The organism is Pectobacterium aquaticum (assembly GCF_003382565.3).
Taxonomy (GTDB): domain Bacteria; phylum Pseudomonadota; class Gammaproteobacteria; order Enterobacterales; family Enterobacteriaceae; genus Pectobacterium; species Pectobacterium aquaticum.
Genome location: NZ_CP086253.1, coordinates 1,063,699 through 1,086,082, shown reverse-complemented (window position 1 = coordinate 1,086,082; position 22,384 = coordinate 1,063,699). Strand labels below are relative to the sequence as shown.

The 22,384-nt window shown below is 45.0% G+C and carries 24 protein-coding genes, 1 tRNA gene and 3 pseudogenes; 10 read left to right on the top strand and 18 right to left on the bottom strand.

Annotated features, from left to right (window positions below):
* Positions 1-29: 29 nt before the first annotated feature.
* Positions 30-533: a type VI secretion system contractile sheath small subunit gene (gene tssB / locus DMB82_RS05065; protein ID WP_010282535.1), complete on the bottom strand. Its 504-nt coding sequence runs from the start codon at positions 531-533 to the stop codon at positions 30-32.
* Positions 534-1,727: 1,194 nt separating this feature from the next.
* On the opposite strand from tssB, the gene DMB82_RS05060 reads away from it, so the two are divergent.
* The 5 genes and pseudogenes from DMB82_RS05060 to DMB82_RS05040 all read left to right on the top strand — a co-directional run bounded on the left by DMB82_RS05060 (position 1,728) and on the right by DMB82_RS05040 (position 4,234).
* On the top strand, positions 1,728-1,934 hold the full coding sequence (locus DMB82_RS05060; RefSeq protein WP_226887605.1) for a YhfG family protein: 207 nt from the start codon (positions 1,728-1,730) through the stop codon (positions 1,932-1,934).
* A gap of 65 nt (positions 1,935-1,999) precedes the next feature.
* A pseudogene (locus DMB82_RS05055) lies at positions 2,000-2,288 on the top strand (tyrosine-type recombinase/integrase); the annotation flags it as partial.
* Between the two features lie 663 nt (positions 2,289-2,951).
* On the top strand, positions 2,952-3,500 hold the full coding sequence (locus DMB82_RS05050; protein WP_116163204.1) for a hypothetical protein: 549 nt from the start codon (positions 2,952-2,954) through the stop codon (positions 3,498-3,500).
* Positions 3,501-3,519: 19 nt separating this feature from the next.
* Positions 3,520-3,819, top strand: a complete 300-nt coding sequence (locus DMB82_RS05045; protein ID WP_125176117.1) for a hypothetical protein — start codon at positions 3,520-3,522, stop codon at positions 3,817-3,819.
* A 1-nt stretch (position 3,820) separates the two neighbouring features.
* Positions 3,821-4,234, top strand: a complete 414-nt coding sequence (locus tag DMB82_RS05040; RefSeq protein WP_167469151.1) for a protein-export chaperone SecB — start codon at positions 3,821-3,823, stop codon at positions 4,232-4,234.
* A gap of 52 nt (positions 4,235-4,286) precedes the next feature.
* Here DMB82_RS05040 and DMB82_RS05035 read toward each other — a convergent pair whose 3' ends face one another.
* On the bottom strand, positions 4,287-5,057 hold the full coding sequence (locus tag DMB82_RS05035; RefSeq protein WP_228400047.1) for a hypothetical protein: 771 nt from the start codon (positions 5,055-5,057) through the stop codon (positions 4,287-4,289).
* A gap of 70 nt (positions 5,058-5,127) precedes the next feature.
* Between DMB82_RS05035 and DMB82_RS05030 the strand changes: the two are divergent.
* The 3 genes and pseudogenes from DMB82_RS05030 to DMB82_RS05020 form a co-directional block, all read left to right on the top strand.
* Positions 5,128-5,783, top strand: a pseudogene (locus DMB82_RS05030) (transposase); the annotation flags it as partial.
* 25 nt (positions 5,784-5,808) lie between these two features.
* Positions 5,809-7,322, top strand: a protein-coding gene (locus DMB82_RS05025; protein ID WP_116156697.1) for an IS3 family transposase whose coding sequence is annotated in 2 segments (ribosomal slippage) — positions 5,809-6,262 and positions 6,262-7,322 — 1,515 coding nt in all. Because the reading frame shifts where the segments join, the coding sequence is not laid out codon by codon here.
* Positions 7,323-7,358: 36 nt separating this feature from the next.
* Positions 7,359-7,952, top strand: a pseudogene (locus DMB82_RS05020) (integrase core domain-containing protein); the annotation flags it as partial.
* Positions 7,953-7,986: 34 nt separating this feature from the next.
* Here the strand turns inward: DMB82_RS05020 and DMB82_RS05015 are convergent.
* Complete coding sequence (locus DMB82_RS05015) at positions 7,987-8,631, bottom strand: relaxase/mobilization nuclease domain-containing protein (RefSeq protein WP_228400064.1); 645 nt, start codon at positions 8,629-8,631, stop codon at positions 7,987-7,989.
* A gap of 31 nt (positions 8,632-8,662) precedes the next feature.
* Here DMB82_RS05015 and DMB82_RS05010 point away from each other — a divergent pair.
* Positions 8,663-10,176, top strand: a protein-coding gene (locus DMB82_RS05010; protein WP_116156697.1) for an IS3 family transposase whose coding sequence is annotated in 2 segments (ribosomal slippage) — positions 8,663-9,116 and positions 9,116-10,176 — 1,515 coding nt in all. Because the reading frame shifts where the segments join, the coding sequence is not laid out codon by codon here.
* Positions 10,177-10,340: 164 nt separating this feature from the next.
* On the opposite strand, the gene DMB82_RS05005 is transcribed toward DMB82_RS05010, so the two are convergent.
* From DMB82_RS05005 to crl, 14 genes are all read right to left on the bottom strand, one after another.
* Positions 10,341-10,715, bottom strand: a complete 375-nt coding sequence (locus tag DMB82_RS05005; RefSeq protein ID WP_042948916.1) for a plasmid mobilization protein — start codon at positions 10,713-10,715, stop codon at positions 10,341-10,343.
* Positions 10,702-10,971, bottom strand: a complete 270-nt coding sequence (locus DMB82_RS05000) for a hypothetical protein (protein ID WP_100122017.1) — start codon at positions 10,969-10,971, stop codon at positions 10,702-10,704. The genes DMB82_RS05005 and DMB82_RS05000 overlap by 14 nt, the downstream gene beginning before the upstream one ends.
* Positions 10,971-11,141, bottom strand: a complete 171-nt coding sequence (locus DMB82_RS04995) for a hypothetical protein (protein ID WP_167469169.1) — start codon at positions 11,139-11,141, stop codon at positions 10,971-10,973. Before DMB82_RS04995 ends, DMB82_RS05000 begins: the two co-directional genes overlap by 1 nt.
* Positions 11,142-11,153: 12 nt before the next feature.
* Positions 11,154-11,456, bottom strand: a complete 303-nt coding sequence (locus tag DMB82_RS04990; protein WP_116163938.1) for a hypothetical protein — start codon at positions 11,454-11,456, stop codon at positions 11,154-11,156.
* Between the two features lie 482 nt (positions 11,457-11,938).
* Positions 11,939-12,214, bottom strand: coding sequence for a hypothetical protein (locus tag DMB82_RS04985; protein ID WP_071883304.1), 276 nt, complete (start codon positions 12,212-12,214; stop codon positions 11,939-11,941).
* 11 nt (positions 12,215-12,225) lie between these two features.
* A complete protein-coding gene (locus DMB82_RS04980; protein WP_228400046.1) occupies positions 12,226-12,393 on the bottom strand; it encodes a hypothetical protein in 168 nt (55 codons plus the stop codon).
* Between the two features lie 96 nt (positions 12,394-12,489).
* Entirely contained in the window at positions 12,490-13,617 is a 1,128-nt protein-coding gene (locus DMB82_RS04975; RefSeq protein ID WP_102119602.1) for an ISAs1 family transposase, read from the bottom strand.
* A gap of 1,438 nt (positions 13,618-15,055) precedes the next feature.
* The gene (locus DMB82_RS04970) at positions 15,056-15,331 is read right to left on the bottom strand and encodes a hypothetical protein (RefSeq protein WP_061155636.1); all 276 of its coding nucleotides are present in this window, start codon (positions 15,329-15,331) and stop codon (positions 15,056-15,058) included.
* Positions 15,332-15,453: 122 nt separating this feature from the next.
* Positions 15,454-15,654 carry a helix-turn-helix transcriptional regulator gene (locus DMB82_RS04965; RefSeq protein ID WP_000213227.1) on the bottom strand — a complete coding sequence of 67 codons (201 nt, stop codon included), beginning with the start codon at positions 15,652-15,654 and terminating at the stop codon, positions 15,454-15,456.
* Between the two features lie 327 nt (positions 15,655-15,981).
* Positions 15,982-17,196 carry a tyrosine-type recombinase/integrase gene (locus DMB82_RS04960; RefSeq protein ID WP_116164793.1) on the bottom strand — a complete coding sequence of 405 codons (1,215 nt, stop codon included), beginning with the start codon at positions 17,194-17,196 and terminating at the stop codon, positions 15,982-15,984.
* 175 nt (positions 17,197-17,371) lie between these two features.
* Positions 17,372-17,447, bottom strand: a tRNA-Thr gene (locus DMB82_RS04955).
* A gap of 189 nt (positions 17,448-17,636) precedes the next feature.
* Positions 17,637-18,890 (bottom strand): glutamate-5-semialdehyde dehydrogenase, encoded by a 1,254-nt coding sequence (gene proA / locus DMB82_RS04950; RefSeq protein ID WP_116156034.1) that lies wholly within the window; start codon positions 18,888-18,890, stop codon positions 17,637-17,639.
* Positions 18,891-18,900: 10 nt separating this feature from the next.
* Positions 18,901-20,004 carry a glutamate 5-kinase gene (gene proB / locus DMB82_RS04945; RefSeq protein ID WP_116164791.1) on the bottom strand — a complete coding sequence of 368 codons (1,104 nt, stop codon included), beginning with the start codon at positions 20,002-20,004 and terminating at the stop codon, positions 18,901-18,903.
* Between the two features lie 123 nt (positions 20,005-20,127).
* The gene (crl, locus tag DMB82_RS04940) at positions 20,128-20,502 is read right to left on the bottom strand and encodes a sigma factor-binding protein Crl (RefSeq protein WP_039542692.1); all 375 of its coding nucleotides are present in this window, start codon (positions 20,500-20,502) and stop codon (positions 20,128-20,130) included.
* A 182-nt stretch (positions 20,503-20,684) separates the two neighbouring features.
* Here crl and DMB82_RS04935 point away from each other — a divergent pair, with 182 nt between their 5' ends.
* Positions 20,685-21,020, top strand: coding sequence for a 5-carboxymethyl-2-hydroxymuconate Delta-isomerase (locus DMB82_RS04935; protein ID WP_116164789.1), 336 nt, complete (start codon positions 20,685-20,687; stop codon positions 21,018-21,020).
* Between the two features lie 80 nt (positions 21,021-21,100).
* Here the strand turns inward: DMB82_RS04935 and frsA are convergent, their stop codons facing one another.
* Positions 21,101-22,348, bottom strand: coding sequence for an esterase FrsA (frsA, locus tag DMB82_RS04930; protein WP_116164787.1), 1,248 nt, complete (start codon positions 22,346-22,348; stop codon positions 21,101-21,103).
* Positions 22,349-22,384 lie beyond the last annotated feature (36 nt).

The following is a 22,384-nucleotide window of genomic DNA, read 5'->3' as shown; positions in this document are numbered from 1 at the left end:
CGTTTCCCTATTTCGTCAATAAACATCAATTATTCGGCGGGTTTTACCAGATCGAGCTCTTTCAAAAGCTGCTCTCTGGCTTCTTCGCTGGACAACAGATCCTGCAAACGATTACGGAATGAGGGAATATTGCCGAGGGGGCCTTTCAGCGCGACCAGCGCTTCACGTAAATCAAGCAACTTACGTAATTCAGGCACCTGCTGGGCAATGCGGTCAGGGGAGAAATCATTCAGACCGCCGATGCTCAGTTTCACTGGCAGGTCGTCCTGGCTTTCTTCTTCAAGGCGGTTTGGCACACTGAAATTCAATTCCAGATTTGCTTCTTTCATCACTGAGGTAAAGTTGTTCTTATCGATCGATACGGTCTGACGTTCTTCGATCGGCGTTTCCTCTGTGCGGCCTTTCATATTTCCCACGATCATCAGCGTCAACGGCAATTCTATTTCCGCCTGCTGACCACCAGTGGCCGGAACATATTTGATATTAATACGTTCCTTTGGTGCGACAGATGCACCATCAGTTCCTTTTGCCATGTGTCTATACCAACGTAAGGGCACTCGGGCCCGGAGAAGTAAAGTCGATTCCTACCAAAAGCCCGCCGTAATCCATAAGAACGGCAGCGATTCGGCAAACAAATATCCCCGTCATACTTCAAGTTGCATGTACGTTGGCTGCGTTCAGTCACCCGAATCACTTACCTGAGTAAGCTCATCGGGATTCCTTCTCTTGCCGCATTACAAGGCTTATAAATAAGCCTTGCCCTAGCGGGCCAACGCTTTGCGTTGTTCAAACGTTAACGTTTGTCCTGAAACTCGAATTATTTAGGGTATAGCGTATTTGTTTTTCGACCAGCGAGATGAAATAAATTAAAAACCGAATTAAAAAAAATAATAAAACCGTAATATTACGGCTTATATCGGCGTAAAAAGAATCACACCAAGAAGGAATTAAATACATTTATATTTTGAGTTTAGATCATACACACAACACAAACACACGGTCAATGTTTATATAGCAGAGCAACTAAATGGAACCACTAAAAAACAAAACACATTAAAAACAATAAATTAAATTAATCTTAAGTAAAAATAAACGGCATAAAAAATAATACATCTCTGATTTTCAATTAGAGGAAAAGGAATACGTTTTATGCCTTTTAATTTCGTTAGAAACGAAATACTTAATATGCTAACAAATGGTGAAAATTATAAAAAAACATTAATTTTAATTTAGTGAAACCATTTACCCTCTATTTTTTACTTTTGCCAGAATAAATACCTCCATTACATAGATAAACTATTTCCCTGTTAAGAAATAAATATTAGATAGTTTAGCAATCATTGATTTCCTAATGAAAATTAATAGGTTTTTATACTATCAAAAAACACAAACAAAGAACAAATTACTTACCATTGTGTTTTTGCGTTATTTCATAACAAAAAAAAACCACAAGGTGTAGTGAAATGATCTTTTTTACGCCATTTTCAGGTTAAAAATGGCAGTTATTCGGTAGAAGACGATTCCAGGCTGAACATGATTCTCTGTGTCCGATGGAAAGACGAAATGACAGAACAGATACGACGCGCTCAAAGCAGCATGCAGGGAAAAGTTCACCGATACGAATGAGCTGCGGACACAGTGTGTTGCGCACCTCGTTCTTGCCCAAACGATTCCCGCTACTGCGAGAGTATCTCGATTATGTTTGGGGTTTTAGTCAGGACTCGACATTGCCAAACAACACGCGCCCCTCACTCATAGTGGCGCTGGAAGAAAAGCGTGATTACTACAACCAGGTGAAACTCAAAAACTATCGGGACAGTATGCGCCTTGAGGGATTCAACGTTGAGGATACGCCACTTCCCCCTGACAAACAGGAAAGGGAAGCACTGAGAAAAAATTTGATTGCCATGTATAAAGCGGATGGTTGTGTCTGATAAATAAGCTCGGCATTGACGTAAAAAACTAGCCGGAGCCGGTTTTGTCGTTCCTGCTATCTACCTCGCTATTTCGCACTTGGGTAGACGATTTTAGATTCCATGACCTGAGACATACATAGGCAAGCTGGCTAGTGCAGGTGAGGAGTGCCAATATCGGTGTTACAATAAATGGGAGTCTGGGAAAGTATCGAAATGGTTCGAGGATATGCGCATTTATCCGCTGACCATCTCACAGAGCACGTGAGCAAAATTGACGCAATTTTAGAACGCAAACGACACAAATATGGCACAAGAGAAGAATGTAGTTTACGCAAAATTATAGATAATTTATTGATTTTTATGGTGCGATAATAGGAACAGAACACGAGGCTCATGGTATTGATTTATAATAAAATATGTCTATTCAACACTTTACTGTACCCCCAAAAGTACCCCCAATGGGTTTTCGTCCATATGAATGTGGTTGTTACAGTCTTGAACTTTCAACTTGAATGGATCAACTGCTATCATAAATTTACATTGACAAATGTCTAAGATGACATTTTCACCGTTCAAGGCCTTCAAGTTTCTACAGGTGAGTTTGTGCCACAAGCAAAGCCAGTGAAGATGATGGAACGCATCCCTTGATAGCCCGTTTGCGTGGTAATGTTGTATGATGTATGTAAATCCCCCCTTCTACCATCTTTGGTAGCAGGGATCATATCGTAGATACTGTTTTTGTAAGCGTTGATGGATTACAATCCCTCACAGAAGAAGGTTGAATGAGCGTTCTGGCAGCTATAGTCAGGGGCGGTAGCGTGTAAACAGCACTTAGGGACTTATCTGCTCACTTCCCCAAGGGAAAAGATTGCAACAAAACGTAACCGTATAATATTTTCATTACCTTCCCCCTTTAATATTTTTGCTAACGCCATATTGCTACATGGTCGTTTACATATCCAATAGATTTAATTTTTTGGTATGGCTTTAGCGCTATACACAATAATCTCGATAAGATTGACGGATACATACCTAATGTTCTATTTCCACACATGCAAGACCACGAGTGGGCGAAGATTTGTTGAGCAAAACGCTCCTTTTCTAAGTAGGGCAAATGGTCCGAAAAAATGGCAATGGTTATCCCAAGGTTATTACTTTTGGACCGATGTAGATTACTTTGCCCATATTTGGGGGCGAGATTCATATAATAATGATTATGCTATAGTTCGCTGCCAAATTACGATTAACTCTGATATAGTTTTAGACTTAGCTGCCAACGTTGAACATAGTCTATATTTCAAAGGACTTGCAGAAGCGTATCAGAAAAAAATACAAAAAGTTAATCCAAATGAAATGCCAACAGTTTCTACAGTAATAGAGCATTATAGAAAAGCAGCGGAAAAAAATAAAGAAATATTTCCCTTTGAAGCAATAAGAGCAGTTGATTGCTCGCCTACTGCTCCTAAATTAAAATTCGCTCCTGATGCTATGGGCTTTATGACTACTATACCTCGATTACAGTTCTGCTTATTTCAGTCTTCAAGAAACGCTATTACATCAAAAGAAATATATCATTTCTCGTAAAATTTATTAAGGTAATACCATGAATACACTTGAAAAATCATTAGCATTAGCTAAAGCTTGGTTAGACAGTGTTGATGACAAAACATTCTACAGCGAATATGAAAAAATTAAAGAATATTCAAGCGTCGGTCCTACCATTGAGATTTTTATCAAAGGTTATTCCAAGGGGGATGTGCTGTCATATGGTTTTTATGTAAAGCCAGTTCAATCTAATATATCCCCTAATATAAACAACTTGAATTATAATGTAATCATTTCAGATGGATACTCTCTATCCAGTCAAGCTGTAAATGATGAAAATTATTCTTTGGCTGCATAATATGAATATACAATTAAAAGATAATATATTAGATTCATTCCGACTTGAAAAAAAAGAATCTGTAATCGATGAACATAAGGATGAGCTTTCATTTGGTTTTAAACCTGAATTTCTAGAAGATGAACTTCGTAGTTATTCCATTCTTTTCAGCATACAGTTCAAGCATAAGGAAGGGGCTACTTTTGACGTTGTTTATCGATCGAGATTTTCAACAGATGATGATATAACCTCAAGTTTCAAAAAGTCGCCTTTTATTTTTGTAAACTCACCAGCAATAGCCTATCCTTTCCTAAGAGCTTATATTGCGAATATTATGTTGCTTTCTGGTTATGATCCTATAATGCTTCCAACCGTAAACTTTCAAAAACTATATAATGACAATAAAAAAGAGATAGTAAACACATTAAGCCAATAATGTGCGCAACGACTCATCCCTTTTGATTATTTAACCTTTGAGTATTCGAAGGTTAAATATCATTTGATTTTAGATGTTTTTTTACCTGTAGCAGAGCATCTCCCTTCATCGGTTCTTTTCTAAGCCTTTCTTTTAACCGCGATTTAAATACACTCCCATACTCGTTCATACATAATGCTTTTTTTATTATTGTTTCATTATTTATTTTTACTAAGCATCTGTTTTGAATAACAATTTTTTTAATACCTAAACGCTCTCTTATCTCTTCAATCTTAGTTGCTCTACTATTGAAACGGCTACCGCTCTTGAGTCTAAATTTATTTGTGGCTGCGTTGGCTGTTTCTGCATGATCAAGTATCCTACTGATAGAACCGCTATCAGATTTATCACGCCAACTATTGAAGCCACTTTTATTATAAGTTTTGATTGATTTTTTATTGTGTTGCTTTTTAACTCTGTTGAGTATTTGTGCAGCTTTTTGTGATGTTCTTCTAACTTTTGTGCTTGTTGGTCTATTATATTTTTCGCTGAGTTTAAAGCTGTGGTTGTTGCTTCTAATGAGTTGTTCACTCTGGTAAGTGTCTGTTGTGTCTGATTTAATGCTGTGCTGACTGATTCGGATAATATCATCATCGATTCCGTCAACGGCTCTACTGTCATTGAAATCTGATTCAATAAGTGATCGTCTAATACTATTTTCGTCATCTGTTTTTCTTGCTGAGAATCTTCTAACGAGTTCATCATCTCTATTTTTGTCATATTTCACCTTATTTTTTATAGTGTTCCAACTAAATTTTTTGCCTGATGTAGCCCCCTGAAACACCAGACAGTAGCTGTATCTCCAGATAAGAGATAGGCTTGAATATATGTCTAACACTAACGCCAATTTTAAGATGAACGGGATCCTTTTAGGGCAAGTAGTCCGTAAACGTAAGACTCCTCAGGAGAAAATCGCCATTATCCAGCAGACGATGGAGCCCGGCATGAATGTCTCCCATGTCGCCCGCCTGCATGGTATCCAGCCCAGCCTGCTGTTTAAGTGGAAGAAGCAATATCAGGAAGGCAGCCTCACCGCCGTAGCGGCCGGAGAAGAAGTTGTGCCAGCCTCTGAACTCACCGCAGCGCTGAAGCAGGTTCGGGAGCTTCAGCGCCTTCTGGGCAAGAAGACGATGGAAGTTGAGATCCTGAAAGAAGCCGTGGAGTACGGTCAGTCGCGAAAATGGATAGCGCACGCGCCCTTGTTGCCAAAGGATGGGGAATAGCTCTGGTCAGCCGCACCATGAGCGTGTCGCGTGCGCAACTGTCACTGCGGATTAAGCGTTCTGCCGACTGGCAGGACAGGCGCTGTAACCGGCGTAATGACGAAGCAGACGCAGAAATACTGTCGGGTATCCTCGATATCATCAGCGATATGCCGAGTTATGGCTATCGCCGCGTGTGGGGCATCCTGCGTAAGCAACGTCGTACTGAGGGGCTGCCGCCGGTCAATGCCAAACGGCTTTACAGGATCACCCTCAGTGTCAGCATAGTTGTCACCCTCTATGAAAAAGAAACCGAGGGTGATGGAATGACAAATGAAACGTGTTTACCCTGAACGAAAAGCCAGCATACTGGCAAAACTGCTACCCCCCTACAATATGACCGTTGCTGCTGTTGCACAGATGGAAGGAATATCCGAAGCTACCCTTTATAACTGGCGTAATCAGGCCAAATCAGAGGGAAAACCCGTGCCCGGTGCAGAGAAAACAACAGACCAGTGGTCACCAGAAGCGCGCTTTGCCGTGATAGTCGAAACGGCCACGCTCAGTGAGGCCGAAGTAGCAGAATATTGCCGTAAAAAAGGACTTTATCCGGAGCAACTTGTTCAGTGGAAACAGGGGTTTATGCAAACTGAAAATCCCGGTGATAAAGCAGCCTTAAAGCAAAGTCAGAAAGAAAACAAACAGCTAAAGAAAGAGCTTCTCCGTAAAGAAAAAGCCCTTGCGGAGGCGGCTGCCATACTGGTACTGCGAAAAAAGCTCACGGACTACTACGGGGAAACCGACGAGGACGACTGACGCCGGAAGATGAACGGAAACAGTTCATCATCTGGATCAATGAAGCGGTAGCATCGGGCGCACGGCTGATGATTGCCTGTCGTGAAGTCAATCTGAGTCTGCGGACCTTGCGTCGCTGGCAGCGTTCTTCCCGTGACCGGCGACCCGATGCGATAAGGCCGGTACCGCTTAACCAACTGAGTGCTGAGGAAGAAAGCAGGATAAGGGATGTCTGCCATGAACCGGAATATGCCAGCCTTCCACCGTCCCAAATTGTGCCACGGTTGGCTGATAAAGGTCTTTATCTTGCCAGTGAGTCAACGTTTTATCGGATACTACGGCGGTCAGGTGAAGTGCATCGCAGGGGGCGTCAGATACGGCAACAAAAGGTATCAGTTCCGACAACATTCACGGCAACCGGGCCTTGCCAGGTGTGGTCCTGGGACATCACCTGGTTACCTTCGGTAGTGCGCGGTCGCTGGTTTTATCTGTATATGATAATCGACCTGTACAGCCGGAAAATCACGGGTTACGAAGTGCATGAAACGGAAAGTGGCGAACAGGCAGCAGCGTTAATGCAACGCAGTGTGATGCGTGAGGGATGCTGGCGTCAGCCACTGGTACTGCACGCAGATAATGGGGCAGCGATGAAATCACAGACCCTGCAGATGAAACTGCATGAGCTAAATATCACGCCGTCTCATAGCAGACCCCGTGTCAGTAATGATAACGCATATTCAGAGTCGTTGTTCAGGACACTGAAATATGTTCCACAGTGGCCGTCGTCGGGGTTCAGAACGCTGATTGAAGCTCGTCAGTGGGTGGATAAATTTACCCGCTGGTACAACGAAGAGCATCGTCACAGCGGGATACGATATGTGACGCCGGGACAGCGTCACCGTGGCGAAGATAATGTCCTGCTGAAGCAGCGTGATGACCTGTACCGGACGGCACAGAAAGCGCACCCGGAGCGCTGGTCAGGCAAAACGAGAAACTGGCAGTCGGAAGGTCCGGTAACACTGAATCCGGAGCGGGAAACACAGGCCGCTTAACTTAACCAGGGGTGACAACTACCTTGACACTTACCGATCATGAACGAGCATAACCTGCTGTTACTGCATGACAAACCAGAGCGGCCGACGCGTGAACATAAAGGTAAAATCGCAGTTGCGGAAAGCGATATGCGCTGGTGTTCAGATGGCTTTGAGTTCGGCTGCGATAATGGTGAAAAACTGCGTGTAACGTTCGCGCTGGACTGCTGCGACCGCGAGGCCATAGACTGGGCAGCAAGCACGGGAGGCTATGACAGCTCGACCGTGCAGGATGTCATGCTGGGGTCGGTAGAAAAGCGCTTCGGCGATAAGTTGCCGGACACAGCGGTGCAGTGGCTGACGGACAACGGTTCCGCGTATACCGCGCATGAAACGCGGAGGTTCGCCAGAGAGCTGAATCTGGAGCCGTGTACAACAGCGGTGAGCAGCCCGCAGAGTAATGGCATGGCGGAACGGTTCGTGAAGACGATGAAGGAAGACTATATCGCGTTCATGCCAAAACCGGATGTGAGAACAGCGCTGCAAAACCTTGCAGCAGCATTCACGCATTACAATGAAAATCACCCGCACAGTGCGCTGGGATATCTCTCTCCACGAGAATACCGGCAACAGCGGGCATCGTTAACTTAAGATACAAAAGCTGTCCGTAGATGGCGGGTCAAGATCACCTAAATTTTTTGCCTAACTGAGAGCCTTTAAAATAAATATTTTTTTCATTATTTTTGATACCAAATGACACCCCAGAGACGGTGCCAGTAGAAGCAACGTTGAAGGCTGGCTCGATGCCTACAGCCTGCAGACGTTCTACGAACGTGGACAAATCAGGCTTACCGACTAAAGCCGCTTGTAGTGCGTTCTGTAGCACGATTCGAGCTGGTTTTTCACCTATACGGAGAGCTTGCTCGATCTCGTTCTTGGTTGGTGCTGATACGTCTGATTTTTGACCTTTAAGCCCCTGTGTAATGGTTAAGCCGTGCTTTACTTCTAAACGTTCACAAGCTGCTATTGTATTAAATGCTGAGTGCTGACCGTGCCATACAGAACCATCAAGGCCGACACGATTCGCTACTATATGGATATGGTCTTTATCAGTATCTTTATGACGCACACAAATATATTGATGTTTTTCTATATCGATATTCATTTCTTTCAAATAGTCTTTTGCTATTTCTTCCCATTCCTGATCTGTTAAATGTTCATTCTTGGGAAGAGATATAAATGCATGAAACACTGGTTTTTTTATATCGTGTCTAAAGCTGCTTACAGCTTTGAACTCACCCTCAGTGTCAGCATAGTTGTCACCCTCTATGAAAAAGAAACCGAGGGTGATGGAATGACAAATGAAACGTGTTTACCCTGAACGAAAAGCCAGCATACTGGCAAAACTGCTACCCCCCTACAATATGACCGTTGCTGCTGTTGCACAGATGGAAGGAATATCCGAAGCTACCCTTTATAACTGGCGTAATCAGGCCAAATCAGAGGGAAAACCCGTGCCCGGTGCAGAGAAAACAACAGACCAGTGGTCACCAGAAGCGCGCTTTGCCGTGATAGTCGAAACGGCCACGCTCAGTGAGGCCGAAGTAGCAGAATATTGCCGTAAAAAAGGACTTTATCCGGAGCAACTTGTTCAGTGGAAACAGGGGTTTATGCAAACTGAAAATCCCGGTGATAAAGCAGCCTTAAAGCAAAGTCAGAAAGAAAACAAACAGCTAAAGAAAGAGCTTCTCCGTAAAGAAAAAGCCCTTGCGGAGGCGGCTGCCATACTGGTACTGCGAAAAAAGCTCACGGACTACTACGGGGAAACCGACGAGGACGACTGACGCCGGAAGATGAACGGAAACAGTTCATCATCTGGATCAATGAAGCGGTAGCATCGGGCGCACGGCTGATGATTGCCTGTCGTGAAGTCAATCTGAGTCTGCGGACCTTGCGTCGCTGGCAGCGTTCTTCCCGTGACCGGCGACCCGATGCGATAAGGCCGGTACCGCTTAACCAACTGAGTGCTGAGGAAGAAAGCAGGATAAGGGATGTCTGCCATGAACCGGAATATGCCAGCCTTCCACCGTCCCAAATTGTGCCACGGTTGGCTGATAAAGGTCTTTATCTTGCCAGTGAGTCAACGTTTTATCGGATACTACGGCGGTCAGGTGAAGTGCATCGCAGGGGGCGTCAGATACGGCAACAAAAGGTATCAGTTCCGACAACATTCACGGCAACCGGGCCTTGCCAGGTGTGGTCCTGGGACATCACCTGGTTACCTTCGGTAGTGCGCGGTCGCTGGTTTTATCTGTATATGATAATCGACCTGTACAGCCGGAAAATCACGGGTTACGAAGTGCATGAAACGGAAAGTGGCGAACAGGCAGCAGCGTTAATGCAACGCAGTGTGATGCGTGAGGGATGCTGGCGTCAGCCACTGGTACTGCACGCAGATAATGGGGCAGCGATGAAATCACAGACCCTGCAGATGAAACTGCATGAGCTAAATATCACGCCGTCTCATAGCAGACCCCGTGTCAGTAATGATAACGCATATTCAGAGTCGTTGTTCAGGACACTGAAATATGTTCCACAGTGGCCGTCGTCGGGGTTCAGAACGCTGATTGAAGCTCGTCAGTGGGTGGATAAATTTACCCGCTGGTACAACGAAGAGCATCGTCACAGCGGGATACGATATGTGACGCCGGGACAGCGTCACCGTGGCGAAGATAATGTCCTGCTGAAGCAGCGTGATGACCTGTACCGGACGGCACAGAAAGCGCACCCGGAGCGCTGGTCAGGCAAAACGAGAAACTGGCAGTCGGAAGGTCCGGTAACACTGAATCCGGAGCGGGAAACACAGGCCGCTTAACTTAACCAGGGGTGACAACTACCTTGACACTTACCGCTCATCAGTTAAATCACTAACATTATTTTTATCTGCTGACATATTGCTACAAATAAAACTGTGATCGTCTTTTAATATATACTCAACTCTATTTTTAAATGATCTCCCTGTTTTAGCCACATTCCCTTTCATATATACCCCAGATCTTTATTAATTTCTGTCAATCTTCTGCCAACCTGCTTTATATTAAACATTATCTTATCAACATCATTTTTATTAAAATGTTCATTACCATTTAACTTTTTAACGGCCTGATTTATGTTATTACCAAGAGCTGACATCTGTAAGTATGTTTTTTGATTAACTTCTGGCATCTTTCTCTTAATGATGGGTTCAGCGTTTAAAATCTCTTTTCGGATGTAATGGCCTCTTTCAAGGCCGGATGCTTCAACAAGCTCTTTTAAATACCCAAACTCTGCTTTGTTTACTCTAAACTGTATAGATATATCTCTGCGTTCTTCGTGATTTAATTCTATACGTCCTCTCTTTCTATCTGTCTTCATATTTCTTTCTCACTTCATTAAAAGCTGTATACTGAACATAATCACTTATAGCTTTTATATAATCATCATCATTAGTATCTATCAATGCTTGTATAAGCTCGTCAGCTTTATTTTCGTTAATGTATCTATTGGCAACAAAATAACATAAGCTTTGTTCCTCATAGCTAGAGTAATCAAAAGGTATATCTTTAGCTTGTTCAATATAATAGAAAAAACGCGCTAATATATTAAGTTTTATTTCATATTCCATAATCATTATTGATGCCTCTTTTTGTATTTTATAAGCTCTTTTTTATCTATTATTTTTCTTACATCTGATATTGCTTGCTTTGCTTCGCTTGATGTGTTTGTTTTACCCATACAACTACGGATCATAAACGCACCTAAAAGAATACAAAGAAGCATCATTGCTATTGCTATAATCATATATTAATCTCCTCAACTAAAATGAATATAAAACTTATCTTCTTCTTTTGATTTTATAACAACATTGTTATAAAAATCTTTAATGTCATTGATACGTTCAGGATCTGGATAGTTTTTTATTTCTTCGCTATTTATTATTTTATTTAATGCGCTTTCTGCTCCTTTTTTACTTATTGTTTTACCTTCATTGCTACCTGAAAAATGATTATTATACTCTTCACAATGAAAACTTTTATAAAAAACAGCGTCAGCATAACCAAAAAAGAAAGCTACTTTTTTATCTTTTTTTCTTTCAATACTAAAATCGTGCGACATATGTATAACTCCTAATATTATTTATAATATCCAAAGTAAATCTTTGGTGTTTGATTTACCGCCTCCCATTTGATAAGGGGAACAGGCGGAAGGGTAGATCTTTTTCAACCCTACGAGCAAAGCGAGATAGGGCAATCCGAAGGATTGGGTAAATAGCGGATACGCTATTACACCTTGCCTCAGTTTCCGAAAGCTAAAAAATAAAAGCTGAACTCAACTTATATTTAAATAAATATCCGATCTAAAAAACTAGTCAATAGCGGCTACATAAATAAATACATAGCACGATAAATAAAATGCAAATAAAAGATAGGGTAAATAATATATTGTCTTTATGGCAACTTTGGGGGGAAATCGTCAAGGGCTAAATCGTGGGGTCCCGCTTGCGGGTTCCGATTTAGTGCTTGATGATATAGAGGAGGAAATAAAATTTATATGGGTGATGGTTCGACACTTCGAGCCATCACCTTGGAAGACATATTTTACATTCTCCTTCTGAAAGAAATTCTGTCAGAAAAAGCCAACTTGCTAATAATAAACCCAACAATCGCAATGACAAATAAACTAATATTACCAGCCATTATTCCTGAACTCATACCGATCAAAACTGATAATATTAAGGTGCTGAATACTATTAAAAACACACACCAACCCGGTGGAGCACCGTATAATACAGTTGCTTGACAACCAGTGCATACGTGAACCCCTTTCTGACTTTCTTTTAGACAGTATGGGCATTGAATGGTATTATTTTCCATTTCCTACTCCTCTAATCTTTCTTAAAAACCGCACCTTGGTAAACAACTCCATCTTTGACTTTTTCGATTTTAAAAGTCCAAGATCCAATATTTTTGTTTTGCGTTTTGGCGATATAGATGGGTTTCTTGCTTTCATCCCAGCTTTTAACGGTAAAAACACCATCGCGAAACTTGATCACATCTTTCTGAATATCAAGCCTGACGCCGAACTGTTGATTAACATAGTTGCCATAGATGCCATCATCACCACACCCTCAGGGCGTCCGCATGAGTGATCAACATTTAACCATTGACGTTAATCCAGCCATAAGAACTTGCTCCAAGAACACGGGTTTCATCATGCAGCGTTTTTGTTTCATCGGTACGCTAATCTTCGTTGGCTCGGCTCTGAGCATGTTCAGCGCCATGTGCCTTAACCCTGCCAAGTTTTCTGCGGCGTTTTCTCGGTAAATCTGGCAAGCATCCTCTCGCATACTGACATCTAAAATCCAATGCATGGACTCGATACCCCAATGGGCCCGTATCGCATCTCCGGCCTGCTCTGGGGTTAGTTTGGCTGAACTGATGTAGTAGCGGTACTCCAACTCTGGCGCTTTGCCTTTTGCTGCGCGGTAACTTTCGACCATGACTATGCTGGTTAGCCCGAGCCAGGCAGAGAAATCCCCAACCATATCACTGGCATCCAGTACATGGTAAGTGCGTGCCTCCACTCGGCTTTTCTGCTTCTCAACTTGAGATATGCCCCTGTCAATTGGCGCGCGCCGATGTGGGGTAAAAGCGGCCTGTATCGCTGCCGCTAACTTGCCTTGATTGCCCTTAACTGCCAATAAGTAGTCGCCACCTTTGCTCGTAATCGCCTTGGCAATCTTGGTCTGACAGGCCATCGCATCAATTGTCACGATGGCACCTCGCAAGTCCAACATCTGAATCAGCGCGGGTATCGCGGTGATTTCATTGCTTTTAGCATCAGTTTTAAGCTGGCCCAATACGAGTTGGTTGGCGCTGGCATAGGCACTTACCATATGGATGGTGCTTTGCCTGTCGTCTCTGTCATAAGAGCCGCGCAAAGTCTTGCCATCAATAGCGACGACTTCACCACAGGTTAACTTGTGCACGGCTTTCATCCAGGCGAGAAAACAATCGCGGAATTCAGCGGGCTCAATATTTGAAATTAGGCGAGCAAAGGTATCATCAACGGGCACACCTTTTTCAAATAAGCCCTGTTTAAGGAACCAGTCATGATGGCCGAGAACGTACTCACGAATGTCAGTCCAGCCCTGGCCTCCCGCTATCACTGCGCAGATTGAAGCAAACAAAATATCAAACAGTGGGTAATCCACTTTTGCGCTTTGTCGTTCATCGCGGATGATACTGAAATGCGCTTTGATGGTATCTAAATTCATGGTCACTCCTCAAAAGAGGAGCATAAGATCATAGTCGACTCGTCAGGTCAATGTTGACGTCGAATTGTGCAAAAAACGTTCATGATCTTGCCCTGACCACACCCTGCTAGCAGGACGGCAAGACCTGCCACTAACATAAATTTCCGCATACCTTTTCCTTCACCAATAGCACAGATCTACGATTGACCTGTAAACGCCTTAGGATTCAATTATTTTCATGTCTAGTCATATCGTTTGTACCGATCGAAAAAACAAACAATGATAGATAAAGGCTATTAAAATCAAGTAACCGATCGTTTTAATCAATTAATAACGATCGATTTAGTGCCTTTTGATTGTTAAGACCTATCAATATTATCATATCGATCTTTTATACCGATCTATTCCTGTTAAGGATTTGGATCTTGAACGGACAACAGCGGGAAAAGTTCTATGGTGGGATATCTGGAACGAGACTTTTTTTATATTTTTTAGATATATTTTCCTTTTTACTTTATTAGCCTACGTTTTATAGTTTTTTTGATCTAGCTCTGCTTTATATTTTATTAGTGCCATATGAAACAAGGCACCTTTACTATAAATAAACTTAGCTTTACTGGGAGCTATATACTGCCTTGTGTTCGCCCCCGAAAATGGGACTTCACCCAAGGCTTCGCCTCCTGAAATTTTCAACTTATTTTGTTGAAAATCTATCAAGATTGGCGAAAACCAAGATGAAAAATATGACTTCACCCAAGTTGATCTGGCTTAAAGCTCTACATCGTTTCCAATGTAGGACACCCTACGACACCCCCAGATTCGTTCATGCAGATTAATGTATTGTTATCCCCTATTTATGCTGTCAACAAAGGTAGGGCTTTCTCATAGCTATTCCATATACAACTTCAATTATCTGTTTAGAACTTCGCTTCGGGTTGGTATTACGTCGCTTCCCCTTCTATACCTACAATCAACAAAACATACGGACATCTCTCATTAGCGACTCGCGCTCAATTGCTCCACATATGCAGACCTGATACAAAGGTTTATAATTAGATTGCTTTCGAGGACATTAAAGATTCTGGAAGTGGTATTTAAAAGACTTGTAAAAAGCTCAGATTTAGATTTGACAAATATGAAAAGATTATTTAATACTTTATTATATTTGTAATCACGTTAATCCTCTAACTGATTACAAGACTTAAAAAAGTCAGCGAAAACTTTTTTAGTCCTTAAAAAGTCAGATTTAACATCTGGCCTTTTTTGTATCTTTACTTTTTATAAGACTTATATTTTATTAGTCAATAGGAAGAGAGAAAATATTTCACGAAATCATTATTGATTAATGATAGCAAACATAATAAAGGTCAGACATATATCTGACCTTTTGCTTAAGATATCAAGATTATTCATGTAAAATCTCTAAACGCTATACAATCCATTTTGAGCTGTTTTATTTTCACATATAACAAATCATAATGGCCTCTGTATGCATGCACATTATATTTATTCTAACCTCTTCAAAATCTATGTATCTATGCTGACTTTGATCAATACTCTTCTTCGTTTTATCAATAATATCATCGTAAACGGTTTCCATATAATATTTGTCAGTAAATAGATCGAATACTTCATTAGCAGGCTTCGCAAGCACTTTCTTGGTAAAGCGAGAGTATTCTAACAATGCTGTAAGTTCTGCTGAGTTCTGGCTATTACATTTATTTTCTTTTTTCACTTTTGGTTCCTTATTTAATCGTTAAGTAAATATCCCCCTACACTTTCATGTATTATTTAAAAGGGATTGTTGTGTTTTATAAATATATGTTTATATTGCTTTCACATACTACCCATATATTATTATGCTGCTGTATTGCGTGATGAATAGATCAGTTGTTCAATCCATTCATCAATCTCACTTTCAACAAAGGCACAGGCTCTTATTCCAATCTTAATCGGCTTAGGAAAATCACCCTTACTAATAAGTCTATAGATCCATGCTTTGCTAAATCCTGTTTTATTCATCACTTCTGGCAAGCGAATAAGTTTTCTTGTTGTCATATATTTCTCCGTTGTTGTTTTGATGAATGTAGTATCTGCAGATCGCTTATGACGTTCAACCCTCGGAAAATCAGAATTGAACTCGAATTGAGTGTTTTTCATACAAAAACAGATGAAATGGCGGGAGAGCTGTCACTGGGCGGGGGTGTAGAGCGATTTAGCAATAAGTGCTATTTATTTTCCTATTTTAAGGTATTTTATAATTTTCATATTAATCAATTAGTTAATCAATATTAGTTTAAATTCTGACTTAATTCTTATCTGCTTTAGCCAAGAAAAAGGGCTATGCCCGTTAAGACATAACCCTTCTTTCATCAGCAGTTATCCTTACCCACGCCGATTAAACGCTCCCTGCACCACATTGCTTCCGTTCTCAAGGCTTACCATGTAGTCGGCATACCATTGCAGCATCTCACGTCTGCCATCGAGGTATTGCGCATGGTTGTAGGTGCCACGGATAGCATTCTTATCAACATGCGCCAGTTGGGTTTCAATCCATTCGGTGTTGTAGCCCTGTTCATGAAGAATGGTACTCATGGTATGACGGAAGCCGTGACCCGTAACCCGGCCTGTATAGCCAATTCGCTTAAATACCTGATTGATACTGGCTTCGCTCATGGTCTTACTTGGGTCATTGCGGCCCGGAAACAGTAAAGGAAATTGCCCCGTCATTGCTCTGATCTGTTCGATAATAGCTAACGCTTGGGTAGATAGCGGGATGATATGGGGACGGCGCATTTTCATGCGTTCAGCAGAAATTTCCCATAGCGCTTTCTTGGTATCGATTTCTGACCATAACGCACCACGCAATTCACCTGTTCTCAGGCCGGTAATGATTAGCAATCTCGCAGCCAACACCATCAATTCACTACCAGAGTAGCCAGCAAGGGCTTTAAAGAAGGCAGGAAGCTCTTCGGTGGTCAGGAACGGGTAATGTGTAGACTCATGCCCTTGCATGGCACTGGTGAGATCTGGCGCAGGATTATACTCAGCTCTGCCTGTCACGATGGCATAGCGAAACACTTCACCACATCGTTGGCGCACTTTCTTTGCTTTCTCTGTTGCACCTCTTGCTTCGATTTTTTTAAGCACATTAAGAAGCTCTAATGGCTTAATGTCCGCAACAGGCCGTTGACCAAGAAAAGGAAAAATATCTTTATTGAAAGCTTCGAGAATGTCAGAGGCATACCCCACTGACCATTTTTTCACTTTCATGCTGTGCCATTCGAGCGCAATTTGCTGAAAGGTGTTTTTGACCTGCGCTTCACGTTCAGCTTTATGTTCTTTCTTAAGCTCTAAAGGATCGATACCCCCAGCGATACCTTTACGAGCTTCATCACGTTTTGCTCTGGCATCAGCCAAAGACACATCGGGATATACCCCCAGCGCCAATAACTTTTCCTTTCCATCGATACGATACTTTAAACGCCAGTAGCGTGACCCGTTAGTTTTAACCAATAAGTAGAGGCCACCGCCATCAGCCATCTTGTAGGGTTTCTCTTTGGGCTTGGCAGTCTCGACTTGTCTGGCATTGAGCTTCATCTGGGGGTATCTCCTTTAGACCGAACAGCGAATACCCCCATTGATACCCCCAAATCACCGTAGATTTCTGTGAACGTGAGTAGACGAGCAGAGACAATAAGGGCCGTTAAACCGCGCATTATAGGGCTTTAAAGGGTATTTGAGTAGACTTGGGGAGACGTTAAAATAGGTAGGATGGTGCCGATAATAGGAGTCGAACCTACGACCTTCGCATTACGAATGCGCTGCTCTACCAACTGAGCTATATCGGCTTTGGGATCGTCGTGGCGAGAGCCAGACGTGAACTACGGGGTGACAAAGTAGTGAAAACATGGGGTCAAGTCAATAGCTTTACTGTCCATTTGCTGGTTTTGTAAACGACCAACGCAATGACAGGATTCTCTCATTATTTTCTCTGCTAATAACGGAGAATCCTATAACTTTCAGGCTTAACGCTGTGATTAAGCGCGAATCAAATCGTCACCATAACCAATCCACTTATAGGTGGTCAGCGCTTCCAGCCCCATTGGGCCGCGCGCATGCAGTTTCTGGGTACTGACGGCCACTTCCGCCCCCAGACCAAACTGGCCGCCGTCGGTGAAGCGCGTACTCGCGTTGACATACACCGCAGAAGAATCCACTTCACGCACGAAGCGTTCCGCATTGCTCAAGGAGCGCGTCAGAATCGCATCAGAGTGCTGTGTACCGTGTTCGCGAATATGGGCAACCGCCGCATCCAGAGAGTCAACCAGCGTGACGTTCAGGTCGTTAGAGAGCCATTCATCGTTGTAGTTGGCCTCTTCCACCGCAACGACGCTTGCCGGGCCATCGGTCAGATAAGGCATCGCTGAAGGGCTGGCGTGGAGCGTAACGCCTGCCGCCGCCATTTTCTTGCTCAGCGCTGGCAGGAAACGATCGGCGATATGTTGATTGACCAGCAGCGTTTCCAGGCTGTTGCAGGCGCTAGGGCGCTGCACTTTGGCGCTTTCAATGACCGTCAACGCGTTGTCGAAATCGATGCTGTCGTCAGCATAGATGTGACAAACGCCAATCCCCCCAGTGATGACCGGAATCGTCGATTGTTCACGACACAGCTTATGCAGACCTGCACCACCGCGCGGAATCAGCATATCCACGTAGCGATCCAGCTTCAGCAGTTGATTGACCAGCTCACGATCCGGGCTTTCAATCGCCTGCACCGCAGCAGCAGGCAGGCCGCACTGTGAAAGCGCCTGCTGAATCACTTTTACCGTCGCCGCGTTGGTGCGATACGTCTCTTTGCCACCGCGCAGAATCACCGCGTTACCGGTTTTCAGGCACAGGGACGCCACATCAATGGTGACGTTCGGGCGCGCTTCATAAATCACCCCGACCACGCCCAGCGGCACGCGGCGACGTTCCAGCTTCAGGCCGTTATCCAGCATACTGCCGTCAATCACCTGCCCTACCGGATCGGTCAGGCGACAGACCTGACGCACATCGCTGGCGATCGCGCTCAGTCGTTCCTGCGTTAAGAGCAGGCGATCCTGCAACGCCTCACTCATGCCATTTTGGCGCGCATCGGCTAAATCCAGCGCGTTAGCCGCGAGGATCGTCTCGCTCTCGGCTTCCAGCAAATCCGCAATCGTCAGCAGCGCGCGATCTTTCTGAGCCGTGCTCAAGACCGCCAACTGATAAGAGGCCGCTTTTGCCGCTTTACCCATTTGTTCAAGCATCGCGAACTCCTTAATTGATAATCATATCGTCGCGATGGATAGCCACCGGACCGTATTCGTAGCCAAGAATATCGGCAATCTGTTGAGAATGGTGTCCGGCAATCATACGCAGCGCATCGCTGTTATAGCGCGTCACCGCATGCGCCACATCGCGGCCCGCCAGACTACGCACGCGGATCACTTCACCACGAGAGAAGTTCCCTTCTACGGTGCGGATGCCTTTAGGCAGCAGCGAACTGCCGCGTTCGAGGATCGCAGAGAGCGCGCCGTCATCAACGGTGATTTCCCCCGCCGGCGGGGCACCGAAAATCCAGTGTTTGCGGCTTTCCAGCGGCGCGTCCAATGCATGAAAACGCGTTCCGACAGAAATATCCGCAATCACATCGCCAATCACGCCCGGTTTGCTGCCTGCGGCGATCACCACATCGATACCGGCGCGGCAGGCCACATCGGCCGCTTGCAATTTGGTCGACATGCCGCCCGTCCCGAGGCCTGATACGCTATCACCCGCAATGCTGCGCAGCGCATCGTTGATGCCGGTCACTTCACGGATCAGCTCCGCATCGGGATTATTACGCGGATCGGCGGTAAACAGCCCTGCCTGATCGGTCAACAACAGCAGCTTATCTGCATCGGCCAGAATCGCCACCAGCGCAGACAGGTTGTCGTTGTCGCCGACCTTGATCTCAGCGGTCGCAACCGCATCATTTTCATTAATCACCGGAACGATGTTGTTATCCAGTAGCGCCCGCATGGTGTCGCGCGCATTGAGGAAACGCTCACGATCTTCCATATCCGCACGTGTCAGCAGCATCTGCCCGACGTGGATACCGTAGATGGAAAACAGCTGTTCCCACAATTGAATCAGGCGGCTTTGACCCACGGCGGCCAGCAGTTGTTTGGTCGCAATCGTGGCCGGGAGTTCGGGGTAACCCAAATGTTCACGCCCGGCGGCAATCGCCCCAGAAGTGACAATAACAATCCGATGCCCTGCCGCATGTTGCTGCGCGCACTGGCGCACCAGTTCAACAATGTGGGCGCGGTTAAGACGGCGCGAACCGCCGGTTAGCACGCTGGTGCCCAGTTTCACAACCAAAGTCTGGCTGCCGCTCATAATTTTTCTGCCGTTGGATGTCAAAAAATAAGAATAAGGAAAACGTTGTAGCAGGCCAGACGCGTTATGCCAACAGGCACAACGCGAAAACCTGCGAATAAATCGGGGATCGTCAGGGAAATATCACGGTCGGGCGACGAGGGTACAGGCGGGTTCCAGCGCGTTAATTTGCTTCTCCAATCGAACATGGAAAGCCTGTTTGGCATTTTCCACCTGCTCCATCACGGCTTTGTCCTTGATTTTTTCCTCACGCCAGTTGCCCTTTTTATCAAACAGACCGTAGTGATATTCATAGGTAAAGCCTTTGCCGGTATCTTCCAAATTCAGCCACCAGCCCCAAAACTCCCGTTGTTCTGGCGCGGGTTTGATGTTGACGCAAACCGCCAGGCAATCAAAGAAGAACGCGGTATCCTCGCACTGCGCTTCACGGATATAAGGCCCCAACGACGTAAAATTTTTCATGAGTCGGCTTTTGGGGTGTCCACTCGGTAACATCATTTACGATCTCCTCTGGTTGAACCTTCTTTTTAGCAGAGAATAGCAATTTATCAACCACCTGCATGACAACTCATGTCTCTCCCTCTTGTTCGCGCTGGCTTTCCTGAAAAAGCATTGCCGCCCGACACGGAGTATTCAATACTCTGGTCTCTTCGTTTCCGTTAATTGAGAAGTGACACCTTATGCCACATTGTATCGCTGAACATTCGTCAAACATTGATGTCAATGCCCTGCTCCCTGCAATCTATCACGGTGCACTCGAATCTGGCTTGTTTGCCAGTGACGGTAGTGACATCAAAGTCAGATCTCTTGCTTACGATAGCTACACGACCGGTGGCGAACGAGCCAGTTTCATTCATGTGGCAATCAAGGTGCTTTCTGGGCGGACGGAGGAGCAGAAAAGTAACCTCTCCAATCTGGTACTTCAGAAGATCGAAGCGCTGGGATTGAAGAACCTGTCAGTTACGGTTGAAGTGATTGATATGGACAGGCTTTGCTATGCCAAAAAGATCCTGTGATCGGCGGTTATCGTCTAGCAGGAACAACGGTCCGTGTAGCAGATACTCGCCTGCACAGACCGTGCGTTACACCTGCTCTTCTACACTTTATCCTGCAACCATCTGCTGATTTGCTGTAGTGCGCGATGGAAGTTCTGGTATACCGGCGAAAAATTAACTGCCAGCAGCTTCCCTTGTGCGGATGAATTCACAATCAGGCTCGCCTCTTCTTTCGGGCAGAGCGGATCGTTATCCCAGTAGCCTGCCAGCATCGGCGTCGGGCAGCGGCGTCCTAGCAGCCCCTGCGTTTTCAGCGAATAGCGCCCCAGCTCGGTTTTCAGCGAGGCATCCGTCGAGAACGGCATACCCAGCCGACTCGCTAGCACATCCATAAACATATCCGGCACCTGCTGTTGGCGATTCGGATCGCTTAACAGATGGTGTACTACCGGGCCAAGGCAGGCCACACCGCGCAAGCGCTGCGATTCCAAATACGCCAGCCGAACGGCAATATTGGCGCCAAAGCGGAAGCCAAACGCGGCAACGCGGGTGTGATCGACCCACGGGACATCCGGCAGCGCACGCAAGACCTGCTGATGCAGGAAACTGGAATCCTGAGTCAGCTTCCAGCGGGAAGAAAATCCAACGGAGGGGACATCAATCGTCAGCATTGCCATGCCCGCTGGCGCAAAATAGTCCTGAAACAGGCGCTGATAATCACTCTGCAACATTTCCAGGCTGCCGCACATAAGCACAGTAGGGAAAGGCGCTTTCGCCTGCGCTGGCATATGCAGAAAACCGGTCAGCGTACCGCCGCCAGCAATCGGGAAGGTCAGTTCTTTGAGTTCGTAAGGCAGGTACTTGGCGGCTTCTTCATAGGCGCGGTTTGCCAGCGTTTGCGCCTGTTCTGCCAGTTCATCGCCTTTAATATGCGGATAAGCAGCAATGCTGTAGAGGTTGGCTGCGTTCAGCCAGAACAGCCCAGTTTGCGCATCATCACCACTTTCGGTTGCCCGCTGCTGCCAGTCTGCGCCCTGCTTAGCCCATTCATAAATCCAGTTACCGCCTCGGTAGCCGATCACCGTATCGAGCAGTTGCTCGTTGCTTCTGTCGGCCTTACTGGCAGCGATGCGCGACAGCACGTCTTCGATCTCCCACGGGTCGACACCACGCCAAATCCACATCAGCCGGTTAATCATCCGATACCAACTGCGGGTCTTCTCCCCTTCCAGCGTAGAATGCAGCCCCTGCACATCCTCATTATTCCGCGTACGTCTGACCAACGTCGAGGTTTCTGGATGTTTAAAGGATGGTTTGAATAGCGTTTCAGACAGGTTAGCTTGCGCCACAGCAGCCTCCGTTAATGTAAACCGCTGTTAGCGGAC